The following is a 24403-nucleotide window of genomic DNA, read 5'->3' on the forward strand; positions in this document are numbered from 1 at the left end:
CTTGCTGTCTACCAACGAGAAAAAAATAACTATGAGCGTCTACTACACACTCTGTTTTCTGGCAGCGTTGGCGATTTTTATCGCCTTTGCCAACCAGTATGTTGTGAAGATCCAGACCACCATCGCCATTACTGCGGGCTCCATGCTGATCTCCGCACTGCTGGTGCTGTTTGGCAAACTGGGTTGGTTCAATCTGGAACCTCTTGCCGTCAAGACCATGGAGAGCATCGACTTCCAGAACTTCCTGCTGAAGGGGATTCTGGGCTTCCTGCTGTTCGCCGGTGGCCTTGGCATCAACCTCAAGGCGCTGCGTAGCCAGAAGTGGGAGATCACCATTCTGGCCATCATTGCCACCCTGCTCTCCACCTTCCTCATCGGCTACGGCTTCTGGTTTATCGCCAAGCTGCTGGGCTGGGAGTTGCCGCTGGTCTACTGCATGCTGTTCGGCGCGCTGATCTCCCCCACTGACCCGATTGCCGTACTGGCCATCGTCAAGAAGATGAAAGCGCCACCCCAGATCGCCATCCAGATCGAAGGGGAATCCCTGTTCAACGACGGCGTTGGCCTCGTCATCTTCGCTACCGTGTTTGCCGTCGCCTTTGGCGGTGTCGAGCCCACCTTTGGTAGCGTAGCCGGTCTGTTCCTGCACGAAGCCCTCGGCGGCATCCTGTTCGGTGCCGTGCTGGGCCTCATCGCCCACGTGATGATCAGCGCCACCGACGACGGTTCATTGGAGCTGCTGCTGACCCTCTGCATCCCGACCGCCGGTTTCGCCTTTGCCAACATGATCGGCGTCTCCGGCGCACTGGCCATGGTGGTCACCGGCATCATGATCGGCAACTGGACCCGTCACTCCGGCTTCTCAGAGCAGAGCAGCCATCACCTGGATCACTTCTGGGAGTTGATGGACCAGTTCCTCAACGCCCTGCTGTTCCTGCTGATCGGTCTGGCGCTGGTACTGCTGGATCTCGCCTGGCGTGACTGGATCCTGCTGGTCATTGCGGTGCCGCTCTGCCTGGGCGCCCGCTTTATCAGCGTGTCGCTGCCCTATGTGGCTTTCCGCCGATTCCGCAATTACAACACCTTCTCGGTGCGGATCCTCACTTGGGGTGGCCTGCGCGGTGGTCTGGCCATGGCGATGGCGCTGGCACTCCCCTCCGGCGTCATGATGATCCCGGAACATGGCGTCGACCTGCGGGAGGTCATCCTGGTGATGACCTACTCGGTGGTGATGTTCTCTATCGTGGTGCAAGGCATGACCATCACCCCGATGATCACGGCCGCCAAGAAGGCCTGTGGCGACTACTGAGTCGGCCCACTGTGCTGGTTGCAGAATGAGAGAGGGCTCCCGTCGGGAGCCCTCTTTTTATGGCGGATAGATGCGAATATTTGCTGCTGATAGCCCCCTTGATTACACAGAGGAAAAGCGTACTGACTTCAACATCGGCAAATTATTGTTTGCTTTTTATTCATTTCGAGGAGAGAATGCGCGCCGGCTAGTTAATCAGCCCTGTTTATGTTTATCCTGCAATGCTTCACCTCACGATGAATCCTGCCAGTACCCGCATAACCTTCTTCTGATTTACTCGCCTTGAGAACCGTCAGGCTGTCTGCCTGCGTTGCCCGGCTCTCACGGTGCAGACCCGATCTGCCCACCCAATTTGATTTATGCATCAGCATATTCCTTGAAAGTGCAGACGCCCTTTAACCGGGCTGGGTATTCCTGCGCGCTTGTCGTTCACCCAATCGACCGCGCCCATTGACCTGACATTTGCCAATACAAGGAGCAAACACCTAATTTATATAGAGAAATACCATGATGAAAGCAGTACAAACACACAAGCCCCTGCGTCGCAGCAAGCCCATCAACCTGCCTGTGCAAGAGCACGACAGTGATGCGTTTCTGATCCAGTTCAGCACCCGCTTCAGCGGCGGTTTCGCCATCTCCTGTGATGGTATCGCTGGCGAGTTCTCCATCGAAGACCTCAACTGACGTTTCACCTTGTCCAAATAAAACCTGCCTTGCCTCCTAAAGCCCCATGATATATAAGGCCCAGTGAGAATCATTGTCCTATCTTGTGATAGGTTGTGATATCAGTTAGGGATACATATGTGGGGTTTTTTATGGGGTTTAGTGAGGTTTTGAAATGGCACTAGGGATCACCTCGCTCAGAAAAATGCTCGGCACCAAGCATGATGGCTCCAAGCCAATCCGGAAGGTTGACCGCGGAGATGGGTTAAATGCGTTCTGGCATCCGAGCGGAAAGGTAAGCTTTGTCTTTCGCTATCGCTTCGATGGCAAAAATCTGGAAGTTACCCTGGGGAAGTTCACCAACAACAACGCAGGGATCGACCTTGAAGAAGCTCGTCGAAAGACAGAACAGTGCAAAGGATGGTTAGCCGCTGGCCACAATCCAGCACTGATGCTCAAATTGGCCAAAGAAGAACGGCTAAAACCAGTGACGGTAAAAGATGCGATTTGTTACTGGCTTGATAACTACGCAGCCCAGAACAGGAAGAACGCCCCAAAAATCAGGCTGCTATTCCAAAAGTGGCTCTTTCCCAAGATAGGCGATCTCCCCCTGGCCGATTGTGAAACCAGACATTGGCTGGTGGTCTTTGATGAATGTAACAAGCAGGCACCTGTTTCTGCTGGCATGCTCTTCCAGATCTCAAAACAAGCACTGAAGTATTGCCGTGTTCGGCGCTACGCAACCTCGGACGCACTCAATGACCTGACCATTGCAGATGTAGGTAAACGAGGTGGGAAAAAGGATCGTGTTCTAAGCCTCACGGAAATCCACACACTCATGGAGTGGATCAAAAGCCCCTCCTCCAACTCCTATTATCGTACACTATCGCTTTTGCTACTGACTTTTGGCGCAAGAACGGGAGAAGTACGGGAATCTCATATCACGGAGTGGGACTTGTCCGCTGGGATATGGACTGTTCCAATCGAACACTCAAAAACAAATCACAAGATTGTTCGCGCCATACCAGAACAGATCAAACCTGTAATAACTGAACTAATCGCTCAAGCGAAACAGAACAAAACCCACTATCTCCTCGGCTCGCTGAAGAAACTGAATACTGTGTCCACCTATGGCCATAAGTTATCAGTGAGGCTTGGTCATACCCCCTTTTGGACCTTTCACGACTTGCGACGATCGCTAGCCACCCATCTCACCGCTGCAGGCATTGCACCCCATGTTATCGAGATCATCTCGGGCCATAGCCTTAAAGGTGTAATGAGCCACTACATCCATGATCATCGCCTGTCAGAACAGAAAGTTGCTCTGGAACGATGGCAGTCAATGATCTGGAACTGTCCCACCAGCGATAATGTCACCCCCCTTCGCCATGCAGATAGACAGTAACTGGTTGTATATAAATTCAACAGTTTTCATCGCGCTATTTATATTCAAGGGCTCATCTATGGCAACAAGAAAAGAACGAACCCGCCACCCCCCAACTTGGTTCAAACTGGATTCATACGAGAGCTTGCTGGAGGTGACGAACAACCAACTATGTGAAGAAGCCTTTTACAGAGCCTATAAATTGACGCATTTTTGCGATCTATCAAATCTGATTACACGACTAGCTTCTGGTCAAATTTGTTTGCGGCACGAACCACGAAGCCGAGTTTTTGCAGTCCAATCAGATGCTCAACTGCCATCGTCGCAATCAATCCGTCCTATCTCGATTATGGCGTTAAGCGATCTGCATCAACTGATCGAAAAGCAATTTCCTACGACGATTCAGGATGAAAAAGATAGGTTTGCTAACGGGGAGCCCGCGTTGGTTAACCTGCATGCCAGTGTCGCGGCTGCAATGCCACATCATGTAACACAGGTGCTGAATGACATTGATCTCAGCGCAGCAGATGAGGATATTCTTGCCGACCTGAAGGCATTACTCCCCATATGGCGGGAACAACTAGGTTGTCCACAGCCAAATCAATCTAAGCGCAACAGCATCATCAAGAACATCATTGAACAAAGCATCATTCCAATGCTGGATTTGATGCTCTGGGCTCGCCATAACGGCTTCCAGTACACGGATGATCAATTAGCCGACATCCTGTATCCCAGCCACCTGGGCAATCCAGACAATCCGATAACAGCCAAACACATCAGTGATACTCGGCGGCCAAATGCACTTAAATTTGCTGAACATGACTATCAAGCTGCCATCAGAAGATGGTGTGATCAGGGACATGGAACTAAGATTGTCAAACATGAATTGAGTTAAAACAGTAAGTTACAAATCTGCCGCTCACTTTTAAACCAACTTCCCGAAATTTTATCTGTCTGTTTTTCGGAGGTGTAAAAAATCCGTCTCGCTAACATTGCCTCTATCAAATCAAACGAGACGAGGTGAGCAATGATTTCTCAAAAAATCCTATCCATTACAGCAGTTTGTGAACTTGTAGGACGCAATCGTCGAACCCTGTGGGCATGGGTTCGCGATGGCGTGTTTCCTGAACCGATTAAGGTTCACGGTAAAACCGTAGGGTGGCCTGAATCGGTTTACCAGAAATGGGTAGCAGAGCTGATGGAGGGGCAATAATGGCTAGAGCTCCATTTAGCTATCGCAGTCTAGCCGCTGCAGATAGCGGCACACTGCAACCAATACTCAAACATAAAGACCTGCAACGAGTACTGGGATGCTCAAGAACGACGATCTATCGCTGGATCGAATTATCCAAACTTCCCGCACCGCTTAAGCATAACAACGGGCGGGTCATGGGATGGACCAGGCAGCAGATTGAAGCTTGGTTAACGGCACACTGAAGCCACAATAGGAGGCAATCGCCTCCTTTATTTGGCACCGAATGTAACAAACTGGAACATTAAAGCCGTTTTTTCTGAATCAGAAAACACCACAGAAAAACCGTCCGACCATCAATGACGGGGGGTAGCTGTCTTCGGTATTCACCCGAACCGCTAGGATATTAATAATATATGCCCAATATTAATAATAACTCGTCTTTAACATTGCCCCTCAACTATGAGTATCAAGGCCATGCTTGGGCCGTAATCAATCACATCCATATCAGGCGAGAGATCATGGATGGCATTTTTCAATTACTAGAAAAGTTCTTCAGCAAAACCAGCAAGCTTACAGCCATTCGTATGGAGCTAAAAATGAAGCAGGGGACAATAGACAACCAGCCAATCAGCCATTTCTTCAAACAGCTTAAACCCAAACTGATCCGACATTATGGTCCCTGCTACCACGGCTATATCTGGGTCAGAGAGAAAGCAAGGTCAAAAGCCCAACACTACCACTTGGCACTGCTACTAGATGGGCAAAAGGTTAAACACTCAGACAATGTTTACCGTTTAGCCAAGGCGGAATGGACATATGGTTATCTTTCACTACCTGAGAACCCTTTTTATCACGTTCATCATGACCGTCTAGACGAACATCGGCTGCTGATCTACCGCTTGAGCTATTTGGCCAAAGCAGAAACAAAAGGAGATCGGCCACCAGCAGTCAAGGACTACCAAGTCAGCCGCAGCATCAGGATACAGTAAATAATGAAAAGCCGAATTTATGCACCAAGAATACCAAATCGTATTAGGAAACCGAAAGAAATGGGGTTCTGTGAACGCAAGGTATTCTGGCGTTACCATCAAGAGAACTTTGCCACTCTGGTGCTGCTGCAAGGTATTAGCATAAAGACGTATGCCGAGCTATACCGTCTCGACATACGTCTGACATATGTGAAATTCCAACCGCTGGGGGCAGCCACTCTGAGGTACAGGTTTTGGGAACAACAACGCCAGCAGTTTCAGACTGAACGAGCCCAGACTGGCATTACCGTTGAGGCATATATCCAGGCCCATAAACTGCAACATAAGACAGCTAGGCTTGAGTTGAACCGCCAACCGATGGGTGAGAAGTGGGCCATACACTGCCGCCGTTACGAGTGGCAGTACGATAGCAGAGGAATCACCATTGCCCAGTATGCGGTAGAGAACAATTTGAATCCCTCCACCGCCCGGCGCTACATACGAAAAAAACGATCATTTTCAGGCCATCGCAAGGTCTGAAAAACCATGTAAAAAATTACCAATGTAAAAATATTAATAAATTTCAAAGTGTTAAGAGCATGTTCAACGATCGCTTTTCAATGCCCCGATCCCTCAGTGATCACTAAAACGATCCTTTCACTCTCGCACATGCCTTAGCTCTAGCTCTCTCTCGAGAGAGCCTTTCGCGATGACAGCGTAGAGTGCGATCTCGCCGTATCTAGTAATGACATATGTGAGACTCGATAGGGTTTTGTTTCCATTGAAGTGATAGCCTAGTCAATATTTATCAATCAGTTAACAACGATATGGAACAACTTAACCGAGCCCTTGCCTTACACCAGTTACTATTGGACTTCCGTTACCCTGTTCCACGCTCCGTCATACTCGAACGACTTGCGTGCTCAGCCAGCACTTTCAAACGGCTGCTGGAATTGCTGCGAGACCGTTATCAGGCGCCAATAATCTGGGACCCGACCGCTCGTGGTTATCGTTACGATACCGATGATGGTCGATTTACCTTGCCGGGCGTCTGGCTTACCGAATCGGAAGCCTTTGCGCTCTTGATGGCCAATCGCCTGCTGCAGGATGTGCAACCGGGTCTGCAGCAGCAGGGGGTGGCTCAGTTGCAGGCACGTATCGGAGATTTGCTGGGTCCCCAGTGGCAGAATGAAGCTGACCGCCTGCGTGTGGAAAGCATCGGGCGCCAATACGTGTCCCCAGAGCTATTCCTACCTCTGGTACAAACGCTGTTTTCCAGGCGTCAACTCCACTTTCTCTATCACCCCACACAACATCAGTCCGAAGAGCGTCAAGTATCGCCACAGCGTCTCTGCTGGTATCGGGACAACTGGTATCTGCTTGCCTGGTGTCATGGACGAGAGGCCCTGCGCCTCTTTGCCTTGAGTCGAATAGTCGAACCCAAATCGCTGGATGAAGCCGCCTGCGAATGTGGGACACCAGAGCTGGATGCACTCTTTGCAAATGGCTATGGCATCTTCGCCGGAGCTGATTTGCAACAGGCCGAACTGCGCTTTGACCCATCTGCTACCCCTTGGGTCAGAGATGTGCAGTGGCACCGGGAGCAGCTCCAGACCATAGAGCCAAGCGGTCATATTCGTCTCACTTTCCCCTATGCCGATCAACGCGAACTGGTACGCGACCTGATGCGCTTTAGTGGCGAGGTTGAGGTACTTGCGCCACTTGAACTACGTCAGAGTGTGATAGCGGCCATGGAAGCCGGATTAAAAAAACACGAGGCAGTGGCACCACTGGCTCAGCCGGTGAGCCAGTGAGAGGGGAATAATGACAGTCGAGAGTCACACTTGAGTGCCGGAGGCGACCCCGCAATGGATGGAGTAAATGAGCCTGTTCTGTTTTCAAACCTAGACCCACAGGCTGCGGTTCTCTGGGCCAAGAGTGGCGAGGATCAAGGCCACCCTTTGCTGGCTCACATGCTAGATGTCGCGGCGGTAGCAGAAGCTATCCTCGAGCTTGAACCCGCCACTACCCATCAACACCTGGCCAGTCAATTTGGTATGTCGGTTGAGGGTGCTCCCCGTTGGCTGGCGACGCTTGCTGGTTTGCATGATGTGGGCAAGGCCATCCCGGGATTCCAAGCCAAATGGGAGCAAGGGCAGGCACTTGCCAAGGCTCAAGGACTGACCTTTGCCAGTACATCGCTGCGCAGTAATCGCCATGACTGTGCCTCGACCGCCATTTTGAAAAAATGGCTACCGGTACACACAGGTGCCGAGACCCCTTGGTGCCTGAATGTGGCTGAGGCGGTTGGAGCTCATCACGGTTACCCGTTGACCACAAAGGAGGTTGGGGATGGCTTGCCGCTGCGTGAAGATAAGGCATGGCAGCAAGCCCGGCAGGCATTGCTCGATACCTACTGGAAGGTGCTGACCCCATCAGGAGTGATTACCGCTGACGAACTGGCGCTACCTGCCATCAATTGGCTGGCAGGGCTGACTTCTATTTCCGACTGGATCGGCTCTAACCCCGAGTGGTTTCCCCTCGGTATTCGTCACGACGATCTCAGGCAACACTACCTCCATGCCAAAAGACTGGCTCATGAGGCGCTGACGGCGATCGGCTGGCGTTCCTTTTCACCTTTGCTAGCAGAACCCGTCCCACTTGATAGGCAACTTGGCCAAATGTTGGCTGCCGATAAGCCTGTCATACCACGAGCCCTGCAGAGCCAGGGTATAGAGTTGTTACAAGCGAGCCAAGGGCCCGCTTTGCTGCTGGTGGAGGCCCCCATGGGGGAGGGCAAGACAGAGCTCGCCTTTATGGCGCATCTGCACTTGCAGCGTACGAATGGCCATCGCGGCTTCTATCTGGCCTTGCCAACCCAGGCCACCGGCAATGCACTGTTTGCCCGTGCTCGCCAGTTTATGGATGCTTTTGCTCACGGGCCGACGCCCGATTTGCAATTGATCCATGGTGGCGCCGCCCGTCAGGAGATGATGGCCGCGCTCAAGGATGTGTGGGGTGAGGATGGCAAACAGCGTGAAGGGGTCGAGGCCGCCCGCTGGTTTTCTCGTCGCAAGCGTCCGTTGATCGCCCCCTATGGGGTGGGCACCATCGATCAGGCGCTTTTCTCCGTGCTCAATGTCAAACACCACTTCGTGCGTTTGTGGGGGCTGGCCAATCGAGTGGTGGTGCTCGATGAAGTTCATGCCTACGACACCTATACCGAAGGGCTGATTGAAGCGCTGCTGCGCTGGCTAAAAGGCCTGGGCTGCTCAGTTATCCTGATGAGTGCCACCCTGCCAACCAAGCGTCGTGATGGTTTGCTCAAGGCATGGCGGGTTGACCCTGCAGTGCTGCCAGAGCTTGCCTATCCGCGGCTGGTGCTTGCCGATGACAGGGGCCTCGACTGGGATGACCAGATAGAAAGCCGAATGATGGAGCCCGTCCGGTTGGCCGGATGCGGTACTACACCCGAGGAGTTGCTCTGCGTAGCACTTGAGGCCCTGACCCACGGCGGTTGCGGCGCCATCATCGTCAATACGGTCGAGCGGGCGCAGCAGCTCTATAGCCTGCTCAAGGCCAAGGCGCCGGAAGATCTCACCCTGCAGATTTTTCATGCCCGTTTCCCGTCCGATGAACGGGCACAGCGAGAAGCTGCCGTGCTCTCCACCTTTGGAAAAGAGGGGAAGCGTCCAGCCCGGGCCCTGTTGGTGGCAACCCAAGTTGTCGAGCAATCTTTGGACATTGATTTTGACTTTTTAATCAGCGATCTCGCCCCGGTCGATCTGCTATTGCAGCGGGTGGGGCGCTTGCATCGCCATCAGCGCCCAGCCCGCCCCGAGCCTCATCGTCAGCCGGTGTTGACAGTAGCCGGACTCTTACCCGGTGAATTACCCGATTTGGCGACCACCCGTTGGCGCTTTGTCTACGATCCCTACCTGCTCGCCATGACCTGGGTGCGGCTCCTCGGCGAAACCAGCTTGCAACTGCCCCAGGATATCGATCGGCTGGTTCAGGCCGTCTATGGCGATGGGGAGTTGCCCGATTCGGTGAGTGAGGCGCTACGCCAATATATCGAGGAATACAGCTACGCCACTTATCTGGCTGCAGAGCAACACCAGCGGCAGCTGGCCCGCAATATTGTTATCAGGGCCGATGCAGATCCGGGTACTGCCTATTCGAACAAGCCCAGAGGTTACGAAGAGGGGGAGGGCGAGGACAAAGGTTTAATTAACTGCACCCGGCTGGGCAAACCCAGCGTCACCGTGATCCCGCTCTTTGTCTCTGACAAGGGGGTGGCCTTGACGCCTGATGCTGAGCCCTTCGCGCTCGATGCAACTCTTTCAACTGAACTGGCCTGCCAGCTCTGCGCCCGCCAGCTCAGCCTCTCCAATCAGGCCCTGGTTAAGGCCATCAAGCAGCAACCCGACGTGCAAGCCTTTGCTCAGAGCCCGCTGCTTCGCTACAGCTACCCGTTGTTGCTCGATAGGGAAGGAAGGGGGCGGTTGGATGGCGGGCTGGTGGTTCGGCTCGATGGGGAGTTGGGGCTTATCTACCGGAACAGGGAATAACCAAAGGAGTGACAATGACAATGCGTTTTAATCTGCTCGACGAGCCCTGGCTGCCGGTCAGGATGCTAAGTGGCGAGGTCAGGGAGCTGGGCTTGTTGGCCCTTTTTGAGCAGGCGCCGCAGATAGTGGCCTTGGCTGAGACGGCGCCGCCATCCTTGATGGCTCAATATCGTCTGCTGCTCGCTATCACTCATCGCGCGTTAAGTGCACAGACCCCGAACTGGGGGCAACGGGAGTTGCGTCATTGGTATAGTCAGGGACTCCCCACAGAGGCCATCATCGCCTACCTGGAAACATGGCGCGATCGCTTCTGGTTGTTTCACCCCGATCATCCATTTATGCAGGTGGCCGAGTTAGCCACAGCTCCCGAGACCCGTGACAAGTTCAAACCCTGGACCCAGATTGATCTGGCCAGCGTCAGCGGTAATGCTCCAGTCGTGTTTAACCACTCTCTGGATACAGTGCCGGGGGCCATCTTCCCGTCTCATGCCATTCGTCACCTGCTTGGTTTTTTACAGTGCACGCCGGGTGGTTTGATTCAAGTGTTTCGAGTATCAGACAAAATGGGCCCGCTAACCGATACGGCGGCCACCTTGCCTCTGGGGGATACCCTGGCCCAAACCCTTATCTTGGGTTTACATCCTGCCTCCCCTGATGGACATGAAGACCAGCCATGCTGGGAGCGGCCAGAACTGACCGTTGCCAATCTGAAAGCGGCGGCTGTGCTCGCCACTGGCCCCAACGATCGCTATACCCGTCAGACTCGCGCTGTGCTCTTTCACCGCGAAGAGGATGGTGCCATCCGCTGGTTGCGTTTTGCAGCAGGCATGGGGCTTGAAGAGGATTCACATGCCCCCGACCCCATGGCGAGCTTTCGGGAGGGGAGCAACGAGCCGGTACGCCTTACTTTTAGTGAAGGGCGAGCTCTGTGGCGCGATCTGCCAGCTCTATTGCCTGATGGGGGCTCACGTCCGGCAGCCATCCTTGAAAATGCCACCCGTTTAAAGAAATCGCTAGGCAGCAAACACCTGAAGTTACTTGTGGCAGGGCTGGCGTGCAAGCAGGCCAAGTTGCTGCGTTGGCGAGTCGAGCAGCTAGAGCTGCCGCAGGCTCTGCTGGATCAACCCGAGGTGACCCGAGCGGCCCGCATGATGTTGGAGATGGCCGAGACCCTGTTTGCGTCGTTTAAAGGAGCCGCAGTGCAGCTGATTGCGGATACCCTGCCAGACAGTCAGCAGAAAGATACCCGTAGCCGTGCTCGCACCCTGTTTGATGCAGGCCCCGCTACACCGATCTTCTTTGCCCGCGCCGAGCGCGCCCTGATGGCGACCCTAGCTCTTATCGAACAAGACCCCGATGCCGCGGAGAGGCAATGGCAGCAAGTGCTGAAAGAGGCGGCTATTGCTGCTTGGGAAGCACAACTGACCTGCTTGGGAGGTGGTGCCAGCGTATGGCGTGCCAATGCCAAGGTTCAGTCCCGCTTGTGGTTTGCCATTCGGGAGCAACTGACAGCCCTTAACGAAACAGGAGAAGTTCAATGAGTGATCAGCCCTTTGTTGATTATCTGCAGCGACTCGCACAGAGCAACCGTGGGGCGTTGGCCGAACTACGCCGCAGTCTCACCTTTGCCCCCGGCACGGCGCCGCGCGTCTTTCCCTACGTTGAGCCCTTTATCGCAGCAGACGAGCATCCTGATTCTGCCCGTCGTCAGTCGCACTACCTGGTGGCGGGGCTGTTTGCACTTCATCCACAGCATAGCGAGGTGACCTTGGCCAAGGCGATGGGGGCTCTCTATCGCAAGCAAGAACAAAGCCCATCCATCGAGGGGCGTTTTATCGCGCTGCTTGAGTGTGATGGCGAGACCTTGGCCGAGCCGTTACGCCACTGTGTCACCTTGTTGAGATCCCATGGTATGGCCATCGATTATCAGCGGCTGCTTTGGGATCTCACCGACTGGCTTAACCCCACTAACCCTGAGCGACTCGACCAATTGCGTCGCCGGTGGGCCACTGATTTCTACCGTGTAGCTGCCCATATCGCTTCAAACGACTAAATCTTCAAGGAGAGAAATTATGACCCTGTTTGTTGAACTGCATCTTATCCAGAACTTCGCCCCTTCCAATCTGAACCGTGATGATACCGGAGCACCCAAGGATGCAATCTTTGGTGGCCAGCGCCGAGCCAGACTTAGCAGCCAATGCCAGAAAAAATCGGTACGGGATTTGTTCAAAACATCGAATCTCATTGAAGCCGAACATCTGGGTACGCGAACCCGACATTTGGATCGTCTAGTGAAGGAAGAGCTTGAAAAGATAGGGGTAACTACAACCTCTACATTCAACGAGATCATCAAGCAAGCGTTGAAAAAGAAGAAAGATAAAGAAGAAAAAGAGACGGATAAAGAAGATGAAGCTTCGCCTGAAGCAACGCTCTCTTACCTGCTTTATATTTCAATGCCTGAAGTGAATGCACTGAAAGATCTCATATCTTCTCATGCAGAAGAAATAGTAAGCCTGAGTAATAAGAAAAAACTCAAACCGACCGATATATCTAAACAGTTCAAATCTGAACTGGAAGCATTACTTCATAGAAGTCGAGCTGTTGATATTGCCCTCTTTGGCCGAATGCTGGCCGACTTGCCTCAGGTGAATCAGGATGCTGCCTGTCAGGTAGCCCATGCCATAAGCACTCACAGGGTCGAGCGCGACTTTGACTACTTTACTGCTGTCGATGACGTGGGTGGCCCTGACGAAACCGGTGCAGGCATGATTGGCCAGGTCGAGTTCAACTCCGCTACCTTCTACCGCTATGCCGCGCTTGATGTGAGCAAGTTGTTGCAGAACCTGCAAGATGACAAGGAGCTGACAGCATCGGCCATTGAGTCTTTGATCCAGTCGATGGTCCGAGCCATACCGACTGGCAAACAAAACAGCTTCGCTGCCCACAACCTGCCTGAGTTTATCGGGGTTAGCCTGCGTAAAAGCCCTCTCAATCTGGCCAATGCCTTCGAGCGTCCGATCCAGCCGCGCCACGACAAGAGCCTCACCGAACAGTCTGTGGCGGCGCTTGGTGAGTACGAGAGCAAGCTGGCCCCCGTCTACGGAGATGCAACCGATCGCTGGGCCCATATCGATCTCACTGGCAAGTGGCAGCTCGAGAACAGTCAGGCCCGCAGCTCGGTAAGCGACTTGGCTGCTTGGGTACGCGATGTCGTCGAGACCCAGTGGGGAGAGTAACATGCCGACACTGCTACTGCGGCTGCAAGGGCCTATGCAATCCTGGGGGACTACTAGCCGCTTTGATGAACGCGACACCCAGCTGGAGCCTTCCAAATCGGGAGTGCTCGGGCTAATCTGCGCCGCCCTGGGGCGGGATCGAAGCGAGTCTGTCGATGATCTTGCGGCCCTTCAGATGGGGGTGAGGGTGGACAGGGAAGGGGTTGTGTTGCGCGATTATCAGACGGCCACCGGTATCGTTAACGCGGCTGGCAAGGTCGATATGAAGCGCACCGTGGTCAGCCCACGCTACTACTTGAGCGATGCCGCTTTTCTGGTTGGTTTTGAAGGGGAACGAGCTCTGCTCGATCAAATCCATCAGGCACTGAAAACGCCCCATTGGCCTCTTAGCTTGGGCCGCAAGGGGTGTTTGCCGTCACCGCCAGTGTATCTGCCTGATGGTGTGCGAGATAGCGCTTTGCTGGAAGCTCTGCGCGACTATCCCGAGTTGATCAAGGGGGCTGGTCTGCAAGTGCGTCGCTTGTTGTTGGAGGCGACAGAAGGGACGGTTCGCCTCGATCAACCGATAGCCCCTTTTGCAGATCGCCGCTTTGGCCCCCGTTTTGTGCTCACTGAGCAACTGGAGCCTGAGGAGGTGTCATGTCCCTGAATCAATTGCATCTGAGTCGATTGATCTTGAACCCAAGAAGCAAGGAGGCACGTCGTGACCTGGCCAATCCCTACGAGCTTCATCGTACCTTGGCCAGGGCTTTTGCTCCCGACGAAGAGACCGCGCCTGCACGCTTCTTGTGGCGTCTCGAGGCAACAGCCAATTGGCAACAGCCTCAACTGCTGGTGCAATCTCAAACCGAAGGGAACTGGGGGCCGTTACGCGATCTGCCTTACTACCTGCAAGGGGAAGTTCAAGAGAAGCGCTTTGCACCCGAGCAATGGCTTGAACAAGGTCTTTCCTATCGCTTTCGCCTGCAGGCTAACCCGACGGTAACCCGTGATGGCAAACGCAGAGGGCTGTGTAGCGAGGAAGAGCAGTTGGCTTGGCTTGCTCGGCAAGGAGATCGTCACGGTTTTAGTCTTGTCCATGCACTGGTCAGTAGCTCTGTGATGCAGCATGGGCGGAAGGGAACAAGCCGTCTTAGTGTCTTGACTGCGACCTTCGAGGGTTACTTGCAGGTTGTCGAGCCTGATGTCTTGCGAGCCGCCCTGTGTGCCGGTATCGGCCCAGCCAAGTCGCTGGGTTGCGGCTTGCTTTCTTTGGGAAAAGCCTGATGCTCCCCCCTCTAAAGCCACTCCCAATCAAGGATCGCCGGGCCATGCTGTTTCTTAAATATGGCCAGCTCGATGTGATCGACGGCGCCTTTGTGCTGGTGGACAAAGAGGGGGTACGCACTCACATACCCATTGGTACTGTCGCCTGTCTGATGCTAGAGCCCGGCACTCGGGTCTCTCACGCAGCCGTCAAGCTGGCAGCAATGGCTGGTACTCTGCTGGTTTGGGTAGGGGAGGCCGGGGTGAGGCTCTATGCTGCAGGTCAACCGGGAGGTGCCCGATCCGACCGGCTACTCTTTCAGGCCAAACTTGCACTGGATGAAGAGCTGCGTCTCAAAGTAGTACGCAAGATGTTTGAGCTGCGCTTTGGCGAGCCACCTCCCAGCCGTCGTTCAGTAGACCAGTTGCGTGGGATCGAAGGGGCCAGGGTGCGTGAGACCTACAAACTGTTGGCTGCTCGATATGGGGTTAAGTGGCAGGGGAGACGCTATGATCCCAAGGATTGGGAGAAGGGCGACCTGCCCAATCAATGTATTAGCGCCGCCACATCCTGCCTCTATGGCATCACTGAGGCGGCCATCCTGGCTGCCGGGTATGCCCCCGCCATCGGCTTTATCCATAGTGGCAAGCCGCTCTCGTTTGTCTACGACATAGCCGACATCATCAAATTTGAAACCGTGGTGCCCCAGGCGTTTGAGATCGCAGCTAGGGGCGATGCCAACCCTGATCGCGCAGTACGCTTGGCTTGTCGCGACAGTTTTAACAAACTGCGCACCTTGGAAAAGCTGATCCCGCTAATTGAAGAGGTGCTTGCTGCAGGGGGGATCACCCCGCCTGAGCCTCCCAAGGATGCTCAGCCGCCCGCCATTCCCGAACCGATCGGCATGGGGGACGCCGGTCACAGGAGTCAGTGATGAGCATGTTGGTCGTCGTGACCGAAGATGTGCCCTCACGTTTGCGTGGTCGGCTGGCTATCTGGTTGCTGGAGGTCCGTGCAGGTGTGTATGTGGGAGATGTCTCGCGCCGTGCACGAGAGATGATCTGGCAGCAGTGTGAGGCATTGGTTGAGCAGGGCAATATCGTGATGGCATGGTCTGCTAACAACGACTCAGGGTTTGACTTTCAAACCTTGGGAGCAAATAGAAGGATGCCGGTGGACTTGGATGGCTGCCGGTTAGTCTCATTTCTACCCTTTGAAAATCAATAGGTTATTGTTCATTAACAATCTGGATTAGTTGGTGGCTTTTTTATGGTTTGAAAAAGCCATTTAAATCAATAACATCCATTAAGTCTGCTCCCCGCGCACGTGGGGATGAACCGCCAGTTCTCAAGGTTGATTCGTTCATGCCTGACTGCTCCCCGCGCACGTGGGGATGAACCGTCACGCCAGATCGGCATGACCTACTACTTCGCCTGCTCCCCGCGCACGTGGGGATGAACCGATCGTCGCGCACATTGCCAATTTGCGGACTCACTGCTCCCCGCGCACGTGGGGATGAACCGGCTCCGAGCCCAAGGGCGCCACCTGGGCAACCCTGCTCCCCGCGCACGTGGGGATGAACCGGATCTTCTGGTTTTCCGCCGCCGCCATCACCGCTGCTCCCCGCGCACGTGGGGATGAACCGGGCCAGCAGACAGACGGGGCATATAGATTCGACTGCTCCCCGCGCACGTGGGGATGAACCGTCAGTAGACGGCGAGGACGGCCCTGTGGCCCTCTGCTCCCCGCGCACGTGGGGATGAACCGCTCATAAAGCCGCTCGATCACCAAACTGTACGCTGCTCCCCGCGCACGTGGGGATGAACCGCTGTCTCAGCCGATCGTCCGTCCGCCAGAGGACTGCTCCCCGCGCACGTGGGGATGAACCGTTTGCATGTCGATTCTTCCTATGGATTGATTACCTGCTCCCCGCGCACGTGGGGATGAACCAGTGGCGGTCGCGCTCTGGCCGTGGGTTTGAACCTGCTCCCCGCGCACGTGGGGATGAACCGCAGCTGCGCCCGCGCTAATCCGATAGGTGATACTGCTCCCCGCGCACGTGGGGATGAACCGGGGTTGGGCTGATCCAGCAACTATTTGCCCGCCTGCTCCCCGCGCACGTGGGGATGAACCGGGCATTGGCTGGACGCTCACCAGCCTCTCTTACTGCTCCCCGCGCACGTGGGGATGAACCGGCAAGCAGAGGAGTTGATCCGCGTATTAGATGCTGCTCCCCGCGCACGTGGGGATGAACCGATCTATTCGAATGGTTGAATATTGCTGATTAACTGCTCCCCGCGCACGTGGGGATGAACCGGTCACCTCAAGCTGCAGGGGTTGGATATCGCGCTGCTCCCCGCGCACGTGGGGATGAACCGCGATTGTGGCAGACAATTTAGATGCCCTGCTACTGCTCCCCGCGCACGTGGGGATGAACCGGCGAGTAGTTAGGTCATACTTCTGCATAGCCCCTGCTCCCCGCGCACGTGGGGATGAACCGGTTCCGGCCTACACCAGCGCCTTCCTGAACCACTGCTCCCCGCGTACGTGGGGATGAACCGCCTGCGGCGCTCAGCGTGAGAGCTGCGATTGCCTGCTCCCCGCGTACGTGGGGATGAACCGGTCGGCTGAGGCAGGCCAGCATTGAGCATCTCCTGCTCCCCGCGTACGTGGGGATGAACCGACGCAGCTTCATGCCGCGCTCCAGCCCATCGCCTGCTCCCCGCGTACGTGGGGATGAACCGTCGATGAAAGCCCGTGTCAGAACCTATATTCGCTGCTCCCCGCGTACGTGGGGATGAACCGATCCGGCTTGAGTATCAAGGGAGCGTACAGAACTGCTCCCCGCGTACGTGGGGATGAACCGTGAATTTTCCAAAATTCTGATTGAGCCACGAACTGCTCCCCGCGTACGTGGGGATGAACCGCGCTATACCATCAATGGTGAGTTTGATCTGCCCTGCTCCCCGCGTACGTGGGGATGAACCGCCATGTTGTCGTGAGTCTGGCCAGCCACAGAGCTGCTCCCCGCGTACGTGGGGATGAACCGTTTGTACTGCCAGGCGGGACCATCTGCAACCGCTGCTCCCCGCGTACGTGGGGATGAACCGATGAAGCCCTGTGCGATGTACAAGGGGAATGGCTGCTCCCCGCGTACGTGGGGATGAACCGCTGATTCTCCATCTCGTAGTCTTTGGCATAGACTGCTCCCCGCGTACGTGGGGATGAACCGGCTGCGTCGAGAGGCCGTGATGTGATGTACCTCTGCTCCCCGCGTACGTGGGGATGAACCGATCGCAGTCGAAGTCGTCCCGTATGGCCACCTCTGCTCCCCGCGTACGTGGGGATGAACCGCAAACTTAATCATATGGAGTTTGGCGGTAAGCCTGCTCCCCGCGCACGTGGGGATGAACCGATGACGATGCGGTATGCCCACTTTGCCCCCGACAGCTCCCCGCACCCGTGGGGATGAACCGGTAACAGTTACCGTTTTTTCTGCCTGTCTGGCCTGTTCCCCGTATCCGCGGGGATGAACCGATTTATCAGGGAGCTGGCATGTCGTCCGCTCAAGGTTCCCCGCGCCCGCGGGGATGAACCGCGGAAAGAGGCGCAGCGCCAGAGCGAGGGCCCCTGCACCCCACGTCTGTTGGGATGAACCTTGTGACATGCGCAAAAAACGCCGCTGTGTAAACTATTCCCCACACATGTGGGGATGAACCGTAGATGGTCGAGGCGTAGTCAGCCTCTTTAGACCGTTCCCCGCGCACGTGGGAATGAACCTAGTGACCACCGGGCCAGAACGGTTAGGGTGCACGCAAATAGCAGCAACAATAAGGATTTCAATAAGATGGTTTTTCACCCTGCAGATTTACATAAAAAACGTTCCCGTCGCCTGCGCAAAAAGCTGCACCTTGGTGAGTTTCAGGAGTTTGGTCTTACGCTGGCGTTTACCTTTGACCCGCAGCAAACAGACTTTGAGGAGGCGCTCGATCGCTGGATCGAGTTTGTCGAATCACAAGAGTGGGGCTTTGGTGGTGGAAGTGATATGGCGGGCAGTGTAATAGAGAGCTATCTCTGCCGGTTCGAGCGCGGCACACTAACCGCAGCCGATCGGGGACAGGCGGGCAAGTGGTTGGCCAGTCAGCCTTGGGTTGTATCCCATCAAATCCACCCATTGAGCGATGCCTGGTATGGCACATGGGAAGATGAATCCACCACCGTGTTATCAGACCCCTATAAGAAGGAAACTCCCATGAGCGATGACAAAATCTACTTTCCCAACGAGGTGATAGGGCTGCAATTCGTGCAAGGTCTTTCATTGCTGGCAGCCTGGCGTAACTATCGGGGCCTGAGTCAAACTGATTTGGCTGAGCGGGTGGATATTTCAATGAGTGAGCTGGTGGCCATGGAGCAACCGGACTACCAATTCACCCACCAGCAACTCGTACTGCTGGCGGATGCACTCGGTATTCAGCACGAACATCTGACCGATTAACTGAGCAGGCTGGTCATGCTCCGCCGAGCCTAAAACTTGCTAGATTTTTTACATGCGGGGTTTTTTGTGGGGCTTAACAGGCCAAACAGACAATAATAAATACACAAAGCCAAAAAAATTAATAACTTACAATAAGCAGGCGATTTCTCCATCGAAGACCTCAACTGATCCTGCCTGCCCTCCGGCAGCGCCCGATGCAGACAGGCCGCAACTCACGGCGGCCTCTTTGCTTCTCTCACGCCTTTAGCCAGACCCGGCCTCTTGCTTGTCACTCAGCCTGACAGCCACCTCACCATTCGCTTCCCCGCTCTCTGACCTTGATCACTGCTCCAGCAGCAGGCACTCATCGGCATCTTCGCTCAACTTGACCAGTCGACTGCGCACCAGCCCCAGCTTGGCCAGCAGGCCGATGGATCGCTCGTTACCCGGGGTGACGATGGCGACCACCTGCCCGATCCCCAACCGGCTTTTGCCATCGGCAAGGGCGGCCTGCGCCGCTTCAATGGCGTAGCCCTGACCGCGATATTGCGGCAGGAAGGCGTAACCGATATCGACCAGCTCCAGGGTGTCGCGCTTGATCAAACCGCAGATACCGAGGCTGGCACCGTCCTCCTTGCGCTCCACCAGATAGAGTCCGTGACCATAGCGGGCATAGCTGACCGCCGGCCCCTGCTGGATATACTCCTGCGCCTGCTCGAGGGTGCGAATGCCCCGATCACCGATGTAACGATAAAAGTCGCCGTCATTGAGCAGCTCAAGGATGAAGGGGGCGTCGGTAGCGATCATTTCACGCAGGATCAGGCGGGAGGAGGCAATCATGGCAAGGGCTCTCAAACGGAAAGTGAAGGGCAAAGAGTGCCCCGTCACTCCCGGGCTGGCAAGCCTGTGGCACCGTTGGCCATGAAAAAGGGGCCGCGTTGGCCCCTGACAAGATGGGATAAACGGGCTCAGGCAGCCAGCAACCCGGCGTAGCCATTACCCTGCTCGCGCAGTGCAGTGAACTGGGCGGCACAATCGGCCCAGCTCAGCCCCAGTGCATCTGCCACCTTGTGGGGCCACTCGGGTGGCGCCTCTTCCCCCACATCAGATTGCGCTGCCAGCACGATCGCCAGATGGATCAACCCGGCCTCGGGAGAGAACTCCTTGGCCAGCATGGGGTTGTAGTGATACTCCACCGCGTTGCTGATTGTCTCGGGGAACTTCCAGTAGCGTGCCATGGCCGCCCCGACCTGGGCATAGTTGAAGCCAACCACCAGCTCTTCCGCCTTGGCCCGCCCCTTGTGCAACTCCAGATCGTGAATGTGGTGGACAGTGTTTTCCGGCAGGCCCACATGCATCACCAGTCGGCCGAGATCGTAGAGCAGGGCGCAGGTAAAGACCTCATCCCCCTTCATCCCCTTCTTCACCGCCAGACGACGCGCCAGCTCCGCCACATTGAAGACGCAGCCCCAGAAATGTTTGAGGTCAATGCCGGGCACCGCAGTGACCGATTCGGTCAGCCCGCAGGCCAGCACCATGTTGCGCACCATCGCCAGTCCAAGCCGCACCGCGGCCTCATTGACGGTGCCGATCTGACGACTGCTGCCGAATTTGGCCGAGTTGGCCAGACGCAACAACTTGGCGGAGATGACAGGGTCCTTGTTGATCAACTTGCTGATCTTGAGCAGATCCGGATCCTTTTCATTGAAGGTCTGGATCAAATCGCGCATCACTTCCGGGATCTGGGGCAGTAGCTTGGGCTCGGCCAGCAGGGAATCTATCGTGGGCATAGGCGTGTCCATCCATGTTATCTGTGTTCCAACCTGTTTGCCGTGGCAAACTCCTCCTAATTATGGGTAACAAATGGCCTCCCCATCGGATTGTTTATTCGCTGGTCATTCAAGGTGTTAGTCACATTCAGGCTATACTGGCCGCCACATTCACTGTTGCGGATATCCCATGAACGACACTCAGGAATTTTTTGATGAAGACGCGCTGCTGGAGATGGTGGAGAACCAGCTCAACGACGGTCACCCGCCCCACGTGAAAGCTACCTTGATGAGACTGGTGATGAAGGGCACCCCGCGAGAAGAGGCGCTGCAATATATCGCCTGTGCCCTCGGTGCCGAGTTGATGGCGATGGAGGCCGATCAGGGCCCCTTCAATCTGACCCGTTACGGCGAGTTCCTCGACAGCCTGCCCGAGATGCCGTGGGCAGACGAGTGACCCGAGCTGGATAACCGATGCAAAAAGGGCGGGTGCCAATGGCCCCGCCCTTGTTGCATGGATCAGCTCCGGATCAGAACTGGGAATTGATGATCACCTCTTCCCCCAGCGCCCCTGCCAACGGCAGTGGCCGATAGCTGGAGTTGGCGGCCCGCAGCAGACGAATGCCGCGAATGCCGACCTCCTGCGCCGCCTTGATATCCCCGTCGGCGTCGCCGTAGAAGAGCTTCATCTGCTTATCCTTGAGCCACTGCACCTTGGTGTTCTGGCCCGGCTGATCACCGGCGAAGATCACCGGATTGAGCTGGTCGGCCGGAATATTCATGGTCTGCTGCAAGGTCTGGCTCACGGTTTCGGTCTTGGTGGCCGAGCGACCGGTGACGAAATAGATGTGGTCACCACGCTTGAGATGCATGGCGATGAGCGCCTTGCCCACCTCTTTCGGCATGCTGAACGCATCCCAGCCGTTATTCATCTTCTCCCAGAAGGCGGGGTTCTTCAGATAGCTCTCGTCGTTGGGTGAGAACTCCTGCTTGCCGCGATAAAAACCCGGGCTGGAGAAGAGCAAGGTATCGTCGATATCAAACCCGACTGCCATCGGGGGCAGGCCATCCAGACTCTTGGCAATCTGCTCCACCGACACCCAGTGGATTGGCGCCTGCTGGGCCAAAGTGACGGTGGTGACACCGGCAGGGATAGGCTGAACGGTAGCGGCTTGACCCGCCACGGCAGGCAGAGAGAGGGCGGCAGCCAGCAAGGAGGCAAGCAGCGCCGGACGAGAGATGTGTTTCATAAGGCAGGTTGTCATCTTCAATCAAAAGAGGGGGCCAATAGTGCCCCCATCCCGCCTCTCAAATCTGTGAATGCGCCAGCAAAAGGGAGCATTTGACGCCCGATAATTAATCTTCGATTGGCAGCAAATCGGTAAAGACAAAGCCGTCGCGCAGCACTGTCTCGCCGACCCGAATGCCGAGCGGACGGGAGAACATGGGGCCATCATAGGCCAGGGTGTGAAACTCGCCGTTCTCGCCGCACGGATCGACCCCCTCCGGCAGCGCCGCCAGCAGTTCCTCGTCAAAGTCGTGGCCCCCCAGGCTGGCATCCAGCTTGTTCGGGTCGAGAGCACTGATCCGCGCCTTCAACCCGGCGGCTACCATCTGCGGCGCCAGTTCACGGGTATTGCTGCCCCACAGCGGGAACAGTGGTTCGATGCCAGTGCCTGCCAGCTGCTTTTCACGGTAGGCGCGCACATCCTCGAGGAACAAGTCGCCAAAGGCCATATGGCGGATCCCCTGTGCCACCACATCGGCGATAAAGCCGGTCATGATGCGGGCGTAATCCTCGTTGCTGCAGGGCCAGGGCAGATCGATGGTGATGAGGGGCAGCCCGACGCAGGCGGCCTGCTCGGTCAACAGTTGCTTGCGCACCCCATGCATCGCCACCCGCTCGAATGCCTGATTGAGGGTGGTAAACAGCCCCACCACCTCGATGGCGGGATCTTGCCGCAACTGATGCAGTGCCCATGCGCAATCCTTGCCGCTGCTCCAGGAGAGCAGTACCCGTTTCTTTTCCATCATTCCTCCGCCAGCGGGGCATTCGGATTGCCCCAAAAAGATGCAAGACAGTGTTGCGAATTGCGCGATTTACACACAAGAGGCAGGCAGCATACTCTCGATCACCTGTATATGCCCCTTGCACGGGGTGACAATAACTAAAAAAACCGATGGGAAACATACGGATATGACCACGACCATACAACAACACGATCACGCCCGCCCCCTCAATCGACAGGATTACAAAACCCTGAGTCTGGCTGCCCTCGGCGGCGCGCTGGAGTTTTACGACTTCATCATTTTCGTCTTTTTCGCCGTGGTCATCGGCGAGCTGTTTTTCCCGGCCGACATTCCCGAGTGGCTGCGCCAGTTCCAGACCTTCGGCATCTTCGCCGCCGGTTATCTGGCCCGCCCGCTTGGCGGTATCATCATGGCCCACTTTGGCGATCTCATCGGTCGCAAGCGGATGTTCACCCTCAGCATCATCATGATGGCGCTGCCGACCCTGTTGATCGGTCTGCTGCCCACCTATGCAGTGCTCGGCATCGGCGCCCCCATCGCTCTGCTGGGACTGCGGATCCTGCAAGGCGCCGCCATCGGCGGTGAAGTGCCCGGCGCCTGGGTGTTTGTCGCCGAGCACGTCCCTGCCCGTCGGGTCGGGGTCGCCTGCGGCACGCTCACGGCGGGATTGACGGCCGGCATCCTGCTCGGCTCCCTCATCGCCACTGCGGTCAACAAGAGCCTGACCCCGGCCGAAGTGAGCGAGTGGGGCTGGCGAGTGCCCTTCCTGCTCGGCGGTATCTTCGGCATCGTCGCCATGTACCTGCGTCGCTGGTTGCACGAAACCCCGGTCTTCGCCGAGATGAAAGCCAACAAGACCCTGGCTGACGAACTACCCCTCAAGTCGGTACTGCGCAACCACAAGAGCAGCGTGGTGGTCTCCATGCTGCTCACCTGGCTGCTCTCCGCCGGTATCGTGGTGGTGATCCTGATGACCCCCACCTATCTGCAGAAGGTTTATGGCATCAGCCCGGCCGACGCCCTGACCGCCAACTCGCTGGCCATCGTGGCCCTGACCCTCGGCTGCATCGTTTATGGTCGACTGATCGACCTGCTGGGCAGCGGTCTCACCTTCATGTTCGGCTCCCTGCTGCTGGCGGGCTCCAGCTACGCCTTCTATCACGGTCTGGCGGCCGGTACGGGCCAGCTGGTGCCGCTCTACATGCTGGCAGGCTTTGCGGTCGGGATTGTCGGCGCCGTGCCTTACGTGATGGTCAACGCCTTCCCGCCGGTGGTGCGCTTCTCCGGTCTGTCATTCTCCTACAACGTGGCCTACGCCATCTTCGGTGGCCTCACCCCGATGGCGGTGACCCTCTGGATGAAGAGCGACATGCTGGCCCCCTCCCACTATGTGGTAAGCCTGTCGGTGCTGGGTTTCGCCATCGGTCTCTGGCTCTGGTTCCAGCAACGGGCCATCCGGCAGCAGCAAGCGCCGCAAGCGGCCTGACCCGAACAACAAGCCCCGGTATCTGCCGGGGCTTTTTTGTACTGCTTATGTTCAGTTTCGCCAGCATAAGA

24 protein-coding genes and 1 CRISPR repeat array are annotated in these 24403 nt (G+C 56.0%); of the genes, 20 read left to right on the forward strand and 4 right to left on the reverse strand.

Annotated elements, in window-relative coordinates; genetic code table 11:
- Positions 1-31 precede the first annotated feature (31 nt).
- The 18 genes from VF684_RS09885 to VF684_RS09970 all read left to right on the forward strand — a co-directional run bounded on the left by VF684_RS09885 (position 32) and on the right by VF684_RS09970 (position 19067).
- A complete protein-coding gene (locus VF684_RS09885) occupies positions 32-1309 on the forward strand; it encodes a cation:proton antiporter (protein WP_019446508.1) in 1278 nt (425 codons plus the stop codon).
- 507 nt (positions 1310-1816) lie between these two features.
- Positions 1817-1993 (forward strand): hypothetical protein, encoded by a 177-nt coding sequence (locus VF684_RS09890; RefSeq protein WP_323911145.1) that lies wholly within the window; start codon positions 1817-1819, stop codon positions 1991-1993.
- 154 nt (positions 1994-2147) lie between these two features.
- The gene (locus tag VF684_RS09895) at positions 2148-3377 is read left to right on the forward strand and encodes a tyrosine-type recombinase/integrase (protein WP_236351042.1); all 1230 of its coding nucleotides are present in this window, start codon (positions 2148-2150) and stop codon (positions 3375-3377) included.
- A 58-nt stretch (positions 3378-3435) separates the two neighbouring features.
- Entirely contained in the window at positions 3436-4251 is an 816-nt protein-coding gene (locus VF684_RS09900; protein ID WP_440174186.1) for a DUF6387 family protein, read from the forward strand.
- 132 nt (positions 4252-4383) lie between these two features.
- Entirely contained in the window at positions 4384-4569 is a 186-nt protein-coding gene (locus VF684_RS09905; protein WP_081050801.1) for a helix-turn-helix transcriptional regulator, read from the forward strand.
- On the forward strand, positions 4569-4793 hold the full coding sequence (locus VF684_RS09910; protein WP_158508560.1) for a helix-turn-helix transcriptional regulator: 225 nt from the start codon (positions 4569-4571) through the stop codon (positions 4791-4793). The genes VF684_RS09905 and VF684_RS09910 overlap by 1 nt, the downstream gene beginning before the upstream one ends.
- Positions 4794-4964: 171 nt before the next feature.
- Positions 4965-5540 (forward strand): YagK/YfjJ domain-containing protein, encoded by a 576-nt coding sequence (locus tag VF684_RS09915; RefSeq protein ID WP_440174188.1) that lies wholly within the window; start codon positions 4965-4967, stop codon positions 5538-5540.
- A gap of 3 nt (positions 5541-5543) precedes the next feature.
- On the forward strand, positions 5544-6059 hold the full coding sequence (locus VF684_RS09920) for a hypothetical protein (RefSeq protein ID WP_411637115.1): 516 nt from the start codon (positions 5544-5546) through the stop codon (positions 6057-6059).
- A 287-nt stretch (positions 6060-6346) separates the two neighbouring features.
- Positions 6347-7333 carry a helix-turn-helix transcriptional regulator gene (locus VF684_RS09925; RefSeq protein WP_236269196.1) on the forward strand — a complete coding sequence of 329 codons (987 nt, stop codon included), beginning with the start codon at positions 6347-6349 and terminating at the stop codon, positions 7331-7333.
- 54 nt (positions 7334-7387) lie between these two features.
- Entirely contained in the window at positions 7388-10090 is a 2703-nt protein-coding gene (gene cas3, locus VF684_RS09930; protein WP_440174190.1) for a CRISPR-associated helicase Cas3', read from the forward strand.
- Between the two features lie 14 nt (positions 10091-10104).
- The gene (casA, locus tag VF684_RS09935) at positions 10105-11631 is read left to right on the forward strand and encodes a type I-E CRISPR-associated protein Cse1/CasA (RefSeq protein ID WP_258720298.1); all 1527 of its coding nucleotides are present in this window, start codon (positions 10105-10107) and stop codon (positions 11629-11631) included.
- Positions 11628-12143 carry a type I-E CRISPR-associated protein Cse2/CasB gene (casB, locus tag VF684_RS09940; RefSeq protein ID WP_258720297.1) on the forward strand — a complete coding sequence of 172 codons (516 nt, stop codon included), beginning with the start codon at positions 11628-11630 and terminating at the stop codon, positions 12141-12143. The genes casA and casB overlap by 4 nt, the downstream gene beginning before the upstream one ends.
- Positions 12144-12162: 19 nt before the next feature.
- Complete coding sequence (gene cas7e, locus VF684_RS09945) at positions 12163-13326, forward strand: type I-E CRISPR-associated protein Cas7/Cse4/CasC (protein WP_258720296.1); 1164 nt, start codon at positions 12163-12165, stop codon at positions 13324-13326.
- Position 13327: 1 nt separating this feature from the next.
- Entirely contained in the window at positions 13328-13975 is a 648-nt protein-coding gene (cas5e, locus tag VF684_RS09950; RefSeq protein ID WP_064341170.1) for a type I-E CRISPR-associated protein Cas5/CasD, read from the forward strand.
- Positions 13966-14592 (forward strand): type I-E CRISPR-associated protein Cas6/Cse3/CasE, encoded by a 627-nt coding sequence (gene cas6e / locus VF684_RS09955; protein ID WP_258720295.1) that lies wholly within the window; start codon positions 13966-13968, stop codon positions 14590-14592. Before cas5e ends, cas6e begins: the two co-directional genes overlap by 10 nt.
- Complete coding sequence (gene cas1e / locus VF684_RS09960) at positions 14592-15506, forward strand: type I-E CRISPR-associated endonuclease Cas1e (protein ID WP_207670612.1); 915 nt, start codon at positions 14592-14594, stop codon at positions 15504-15506. The genes cas6e and cas1e overlap by 1 nt, the downstream gene beginning before the upstream one ends.
- On the forward strand, positions 15506-15799 hold the full coding sequence (gene cas2e, locus VF684_RS09965) for a type I-E CRISPR-associated endoribonuclease Cas2e (protein WP_258720294.1): 294 nt from the start codon (positions 15506-15508) through the stop codon (positions 15797-15799). The genes cas1e and cas2e overlap by 1 nt, the downstream gene beginning before the upstream one ends.
- A gap of 84 nt (positions 15800-15883) precedes the next feature.
- A CRISPR array of direct repeats spans positions 15884-18048; the repeat unit is 29 nt; unit sequence CTGCTCCCCGCGCACGTGGGGATGAACCG.
- 371 nt (positions 18049-18419) lie between these two features.
- Complete coding sequence (locus VF684_RS09970; protein WP_440174192.1) at positions 18420-19067, forward strand: 50S ribosome-binding protein YggL; 648 nt, start codon at positions 18420-18422, stop codon at positions 19065-19067.
- A 321-nt stretch (positions 19068-19388) separates the two neighbouring features.
- Here VF684_RS09970 and VF684_RS09975 read toward each other — a convergent pair whose 3' ends face one another.
- Both VF684_RS09975 and VF684_RS09980 read right to left on the reverse strand, forming a co-directional pair.
- Entirely contained in the window at positions 19389-19886 is a 498-nt protein-coding gene (locus tag VF684_RS09975; RefSeq protein ID WP_376899159.1) for a GNAT family N-acetyltransferase, read from the reverse strand.
- Positions 19887-20014: 128 nt separating this feature from the next.
- Positions 20015-20836: an HDOD domain-containing protein gene (locus tag VF684_RS09980; protein ID WP_019446506.1), complete on the reverse strand. Its 822-nt coding sequence runs from the start codon at positions 20834-20836 to the stop codon at positions 20015-20017.
- A 169-nt stretch (positions 20837-21005) separates the two neighbouring features.
- On the opposite strand from VF684_RS09980, the gene VF684_RS09985 reads away from it, so the two are divergent.
- Positions 21006-21272 carry a hypothetical protein gene (locus tag VF684_RS09985; protein WP_005340078.1) on the forward strand — a complete coding sequence of 89 codons (267 nt, stop codon included), beginning with the start codon at positions 21006-21008 and terminating at the stop codon, positions 21270-21272.
- A 73-nt stretch (positions 21273-21345) separates the two neighbouring features.
- Here VF684_RS09985 and aphA read toward each other — a convergent pair whose 3' ends face one another.
- Positions 21346-22065 carry an acid phosphatase AphA gene (gene aphA, locus VF684_RS09990; protein WP_005342927.1) on the reverse strand — a complete coding sequence of 240 codons (720 nt, stop codon included), beginning with the start codon at positions 22063-22065 and terminating at the stop codon, positions 21346-21348.
- A gap of 106 nt (positions 22066-22171) precedes the next feature.
- A complete protein-coding gene (locus VF684_RS09995) occupies positions 22172-22846 on the reverse strand; it encodes an ATP-binding protein (protein WP_376900340.1) in 675 nt (224 codons plus the stop codon).
- Between the two features lie 166 nt (positions 22847-23012).
- Between VF684_RS09995 and VF684_RS10000 the strand changes: the two genes are divergently transcribed.
- On the forward strand, positions 23013-24332 hold the full coding sequence (locus VF684_RS10000; RefSeq protein WP_376899161.1) for an MFS transporter: 1320 nt from the start codon (positions 23013-23015) through the stop codon (positions 24330-24332).
- Positions 24333-24403 lie beyond the last annotated feature (71 nt).

Source organism: Aeromonas sp. Lyrl_2, from assembly GCF_051948815.1.
Classification (GTDB): Bacteria; Pseudomonadota; Gammaproteobacteria; order Enterobacterales; family Aeromonadaceae; genus Aeromonas; species Aeromonas veronii.

What these genes read in the sequence shown, in the direction of transcription:
- VF684_RS09885 (WP_019446508.1), top strand. Translation starts at nt 32, where the DNA reads ATGAGCGTCTACTACACACTCTGTTTTCTGGCAGCGTTGGCGATTTTT.
- VF684_RS09890 (WP_323911145.1), top strand. Translation starts at nt 1,817, where the DNA reads ATGATGAAAGCAGTACAAACACACAAGCCCCTGCGTCGCAGCAAGCCC.
- VF684_RS09895 (WP_236351042.1), top strand. Translation starts at nt 2,148, where the DNA reads ATGGCACTAGGGATCACCTCGCTCAGAAAAATGCTCGGCACCAAGCAT.
- VF684_RS09900 (WP_440174186.1), top strand. Translation starts at nt 3,436, where the DNA reads ATGGCAACAAGAAAAGAACGAACCCGCCACCCCCCAACTTGGTTCAAA.
- VF684_RS09905 (WP_081050801.1), top strand. Translation starts at nt 4,384, where the DNA reads ATGATTTCTCAAAAAATCCTATCCATTACAGCAGTTTGTGAACTTGTA.
- VF684_RS09910 (WP_158508560.1), top strand. Translation starts at nt 4,569, where the DNA reads ATGGCTAGAGCTCCATTTAGCTATCGCAGTCTAGCCGCTGCAGATAGC.
- VF684_RS09915 (WP_440174188.1), top strand. Translation starts at nt 4,965, where the DNA reads ATGCCCAATATTAATAATAACTCGTCTTTAACATTGCCCCTCAACTAT.
- VF684_RS09920 (WP_411637115.1), top strand. Translation starts at nt 5,544, where the DNA reads ATGAAAAGCCGAATTTATGCACCAAGAATACCAAATCGTATTAGGAAA.
- VF684_RS09925 (WP_236269196.1), top strand. Translation starts at nt 6,347, where the DNA reads ATGGAACAACTTAACCGAGCCCTTGCCTTACACCAGTTACTATTGGAC.
- cas3 (WP_440174190.1), top strand. Translation starts at nt 7,388, where the DNA reads ATGGATGGAGTAAATGAGCCTGTTCTGTTTTCAAACCTAGACCCACAG.
- casA (WP_258720298.1), top strand. Translation starts at nt 10,105, where the DNA reads ATGACAATGCGTTTTAATCTGCTCGACGAGCCCTGGCTGCCGGTCAGG.
- casB (WP_258720297.1), top strand. Translation starts at nt 11,628, where the DNA reads ATGAGTGATCAGCCCTTTGTTGATTATCTGCAGCGACTCGCACAGAGC.
- cas7e (WP_258720296.1), top strand. Translation starts at nt 12,163, where the DNA reads ATGACCCTGTTTGTTGAACTGCATCTTATCCAGAACTTCGCCCCTTCC.
- cas5e (WP_064341170.1), top strand. Translation starts at nt 13,328, where the DNA reads ATGCCGACACTGCTACTGCGGCTGCAAGGGCCTATGCAATCCTGGGGG.
- cas6e (WP_258720295.1), top strand. Translation starts at nt 13,966, where the DNA reads ATGTCCCTGAATCAATTGCATCTGAGTCGATTGATCTTGAACCCAAGA.
- cas1e (WP_207670612.1), top strand. Translation starts at nt 14,592, where the DNA reads ATGCTCCCCCCTCTAAAGCCACTCCCAATCAAGGATCGCCGGGCCATG.
- cas2e (WP_258720294.1), top strand. Translation starts at nt 15,506, where the DNA reads ATGAGCATGTTGGTCGTCGTGACCGAAGATGTGCCCTCACGTTTGCGT.
- VF684_RS09970 (WP_440174192.1), top strand. Translation starts at nt 18,420, where the DNA reads ATGGTTTTTCACCCTGCAGATTTACATAAAAAACGTTCCCGTCGCCTG.
- VF684_RS09975 (WP_376899159.1), bottom strand. Translation starts at nt 19,886, where the DNA reads ATGATTGCCTCCTCCCGCCTGATCCTGCGTGAAATGATCGCTACCGAC.
- VF684_RS09980 (WP_019446506.1), bottom strand. Translation starts at nt 20,836, where the DNA reads ATGCCCACGATAGATTCCCTGCTGGCCGAGCCCAAGCTACTGCCCCAG.
- VF684_RS09985 (WP_005340078.1), top strand. Translation starts at nt 21,006, where the DNA reads ATGAACGACACTCAGGAATTTTTTGATGAAGACGCGCTGCTGGAGATG.
- aphA (WP_005342927.1), bottom strand. Translation starts at nt 22,065, where the DNA reads ATGAAACACATCTCTCGTCCGGCGCTGCTTGCCTCCTTGCTGGCTGCC.
- VF684_RS09995 (WP_376900340.1), bottom strand. Translation starts at nt 22,846, where the DNA reads ATGGAAAAGAAACGGGTACTGCTCTCCTGGAGCAGCGGCAAGGATTGC.
- VF684_RS10000 (WP_376899161.1), top strand. Translation starts at nt 23,013, where the DNA reads ATGACCACGACCATACAACAACACGATCACGCCCGCCCCCTCAATCGA.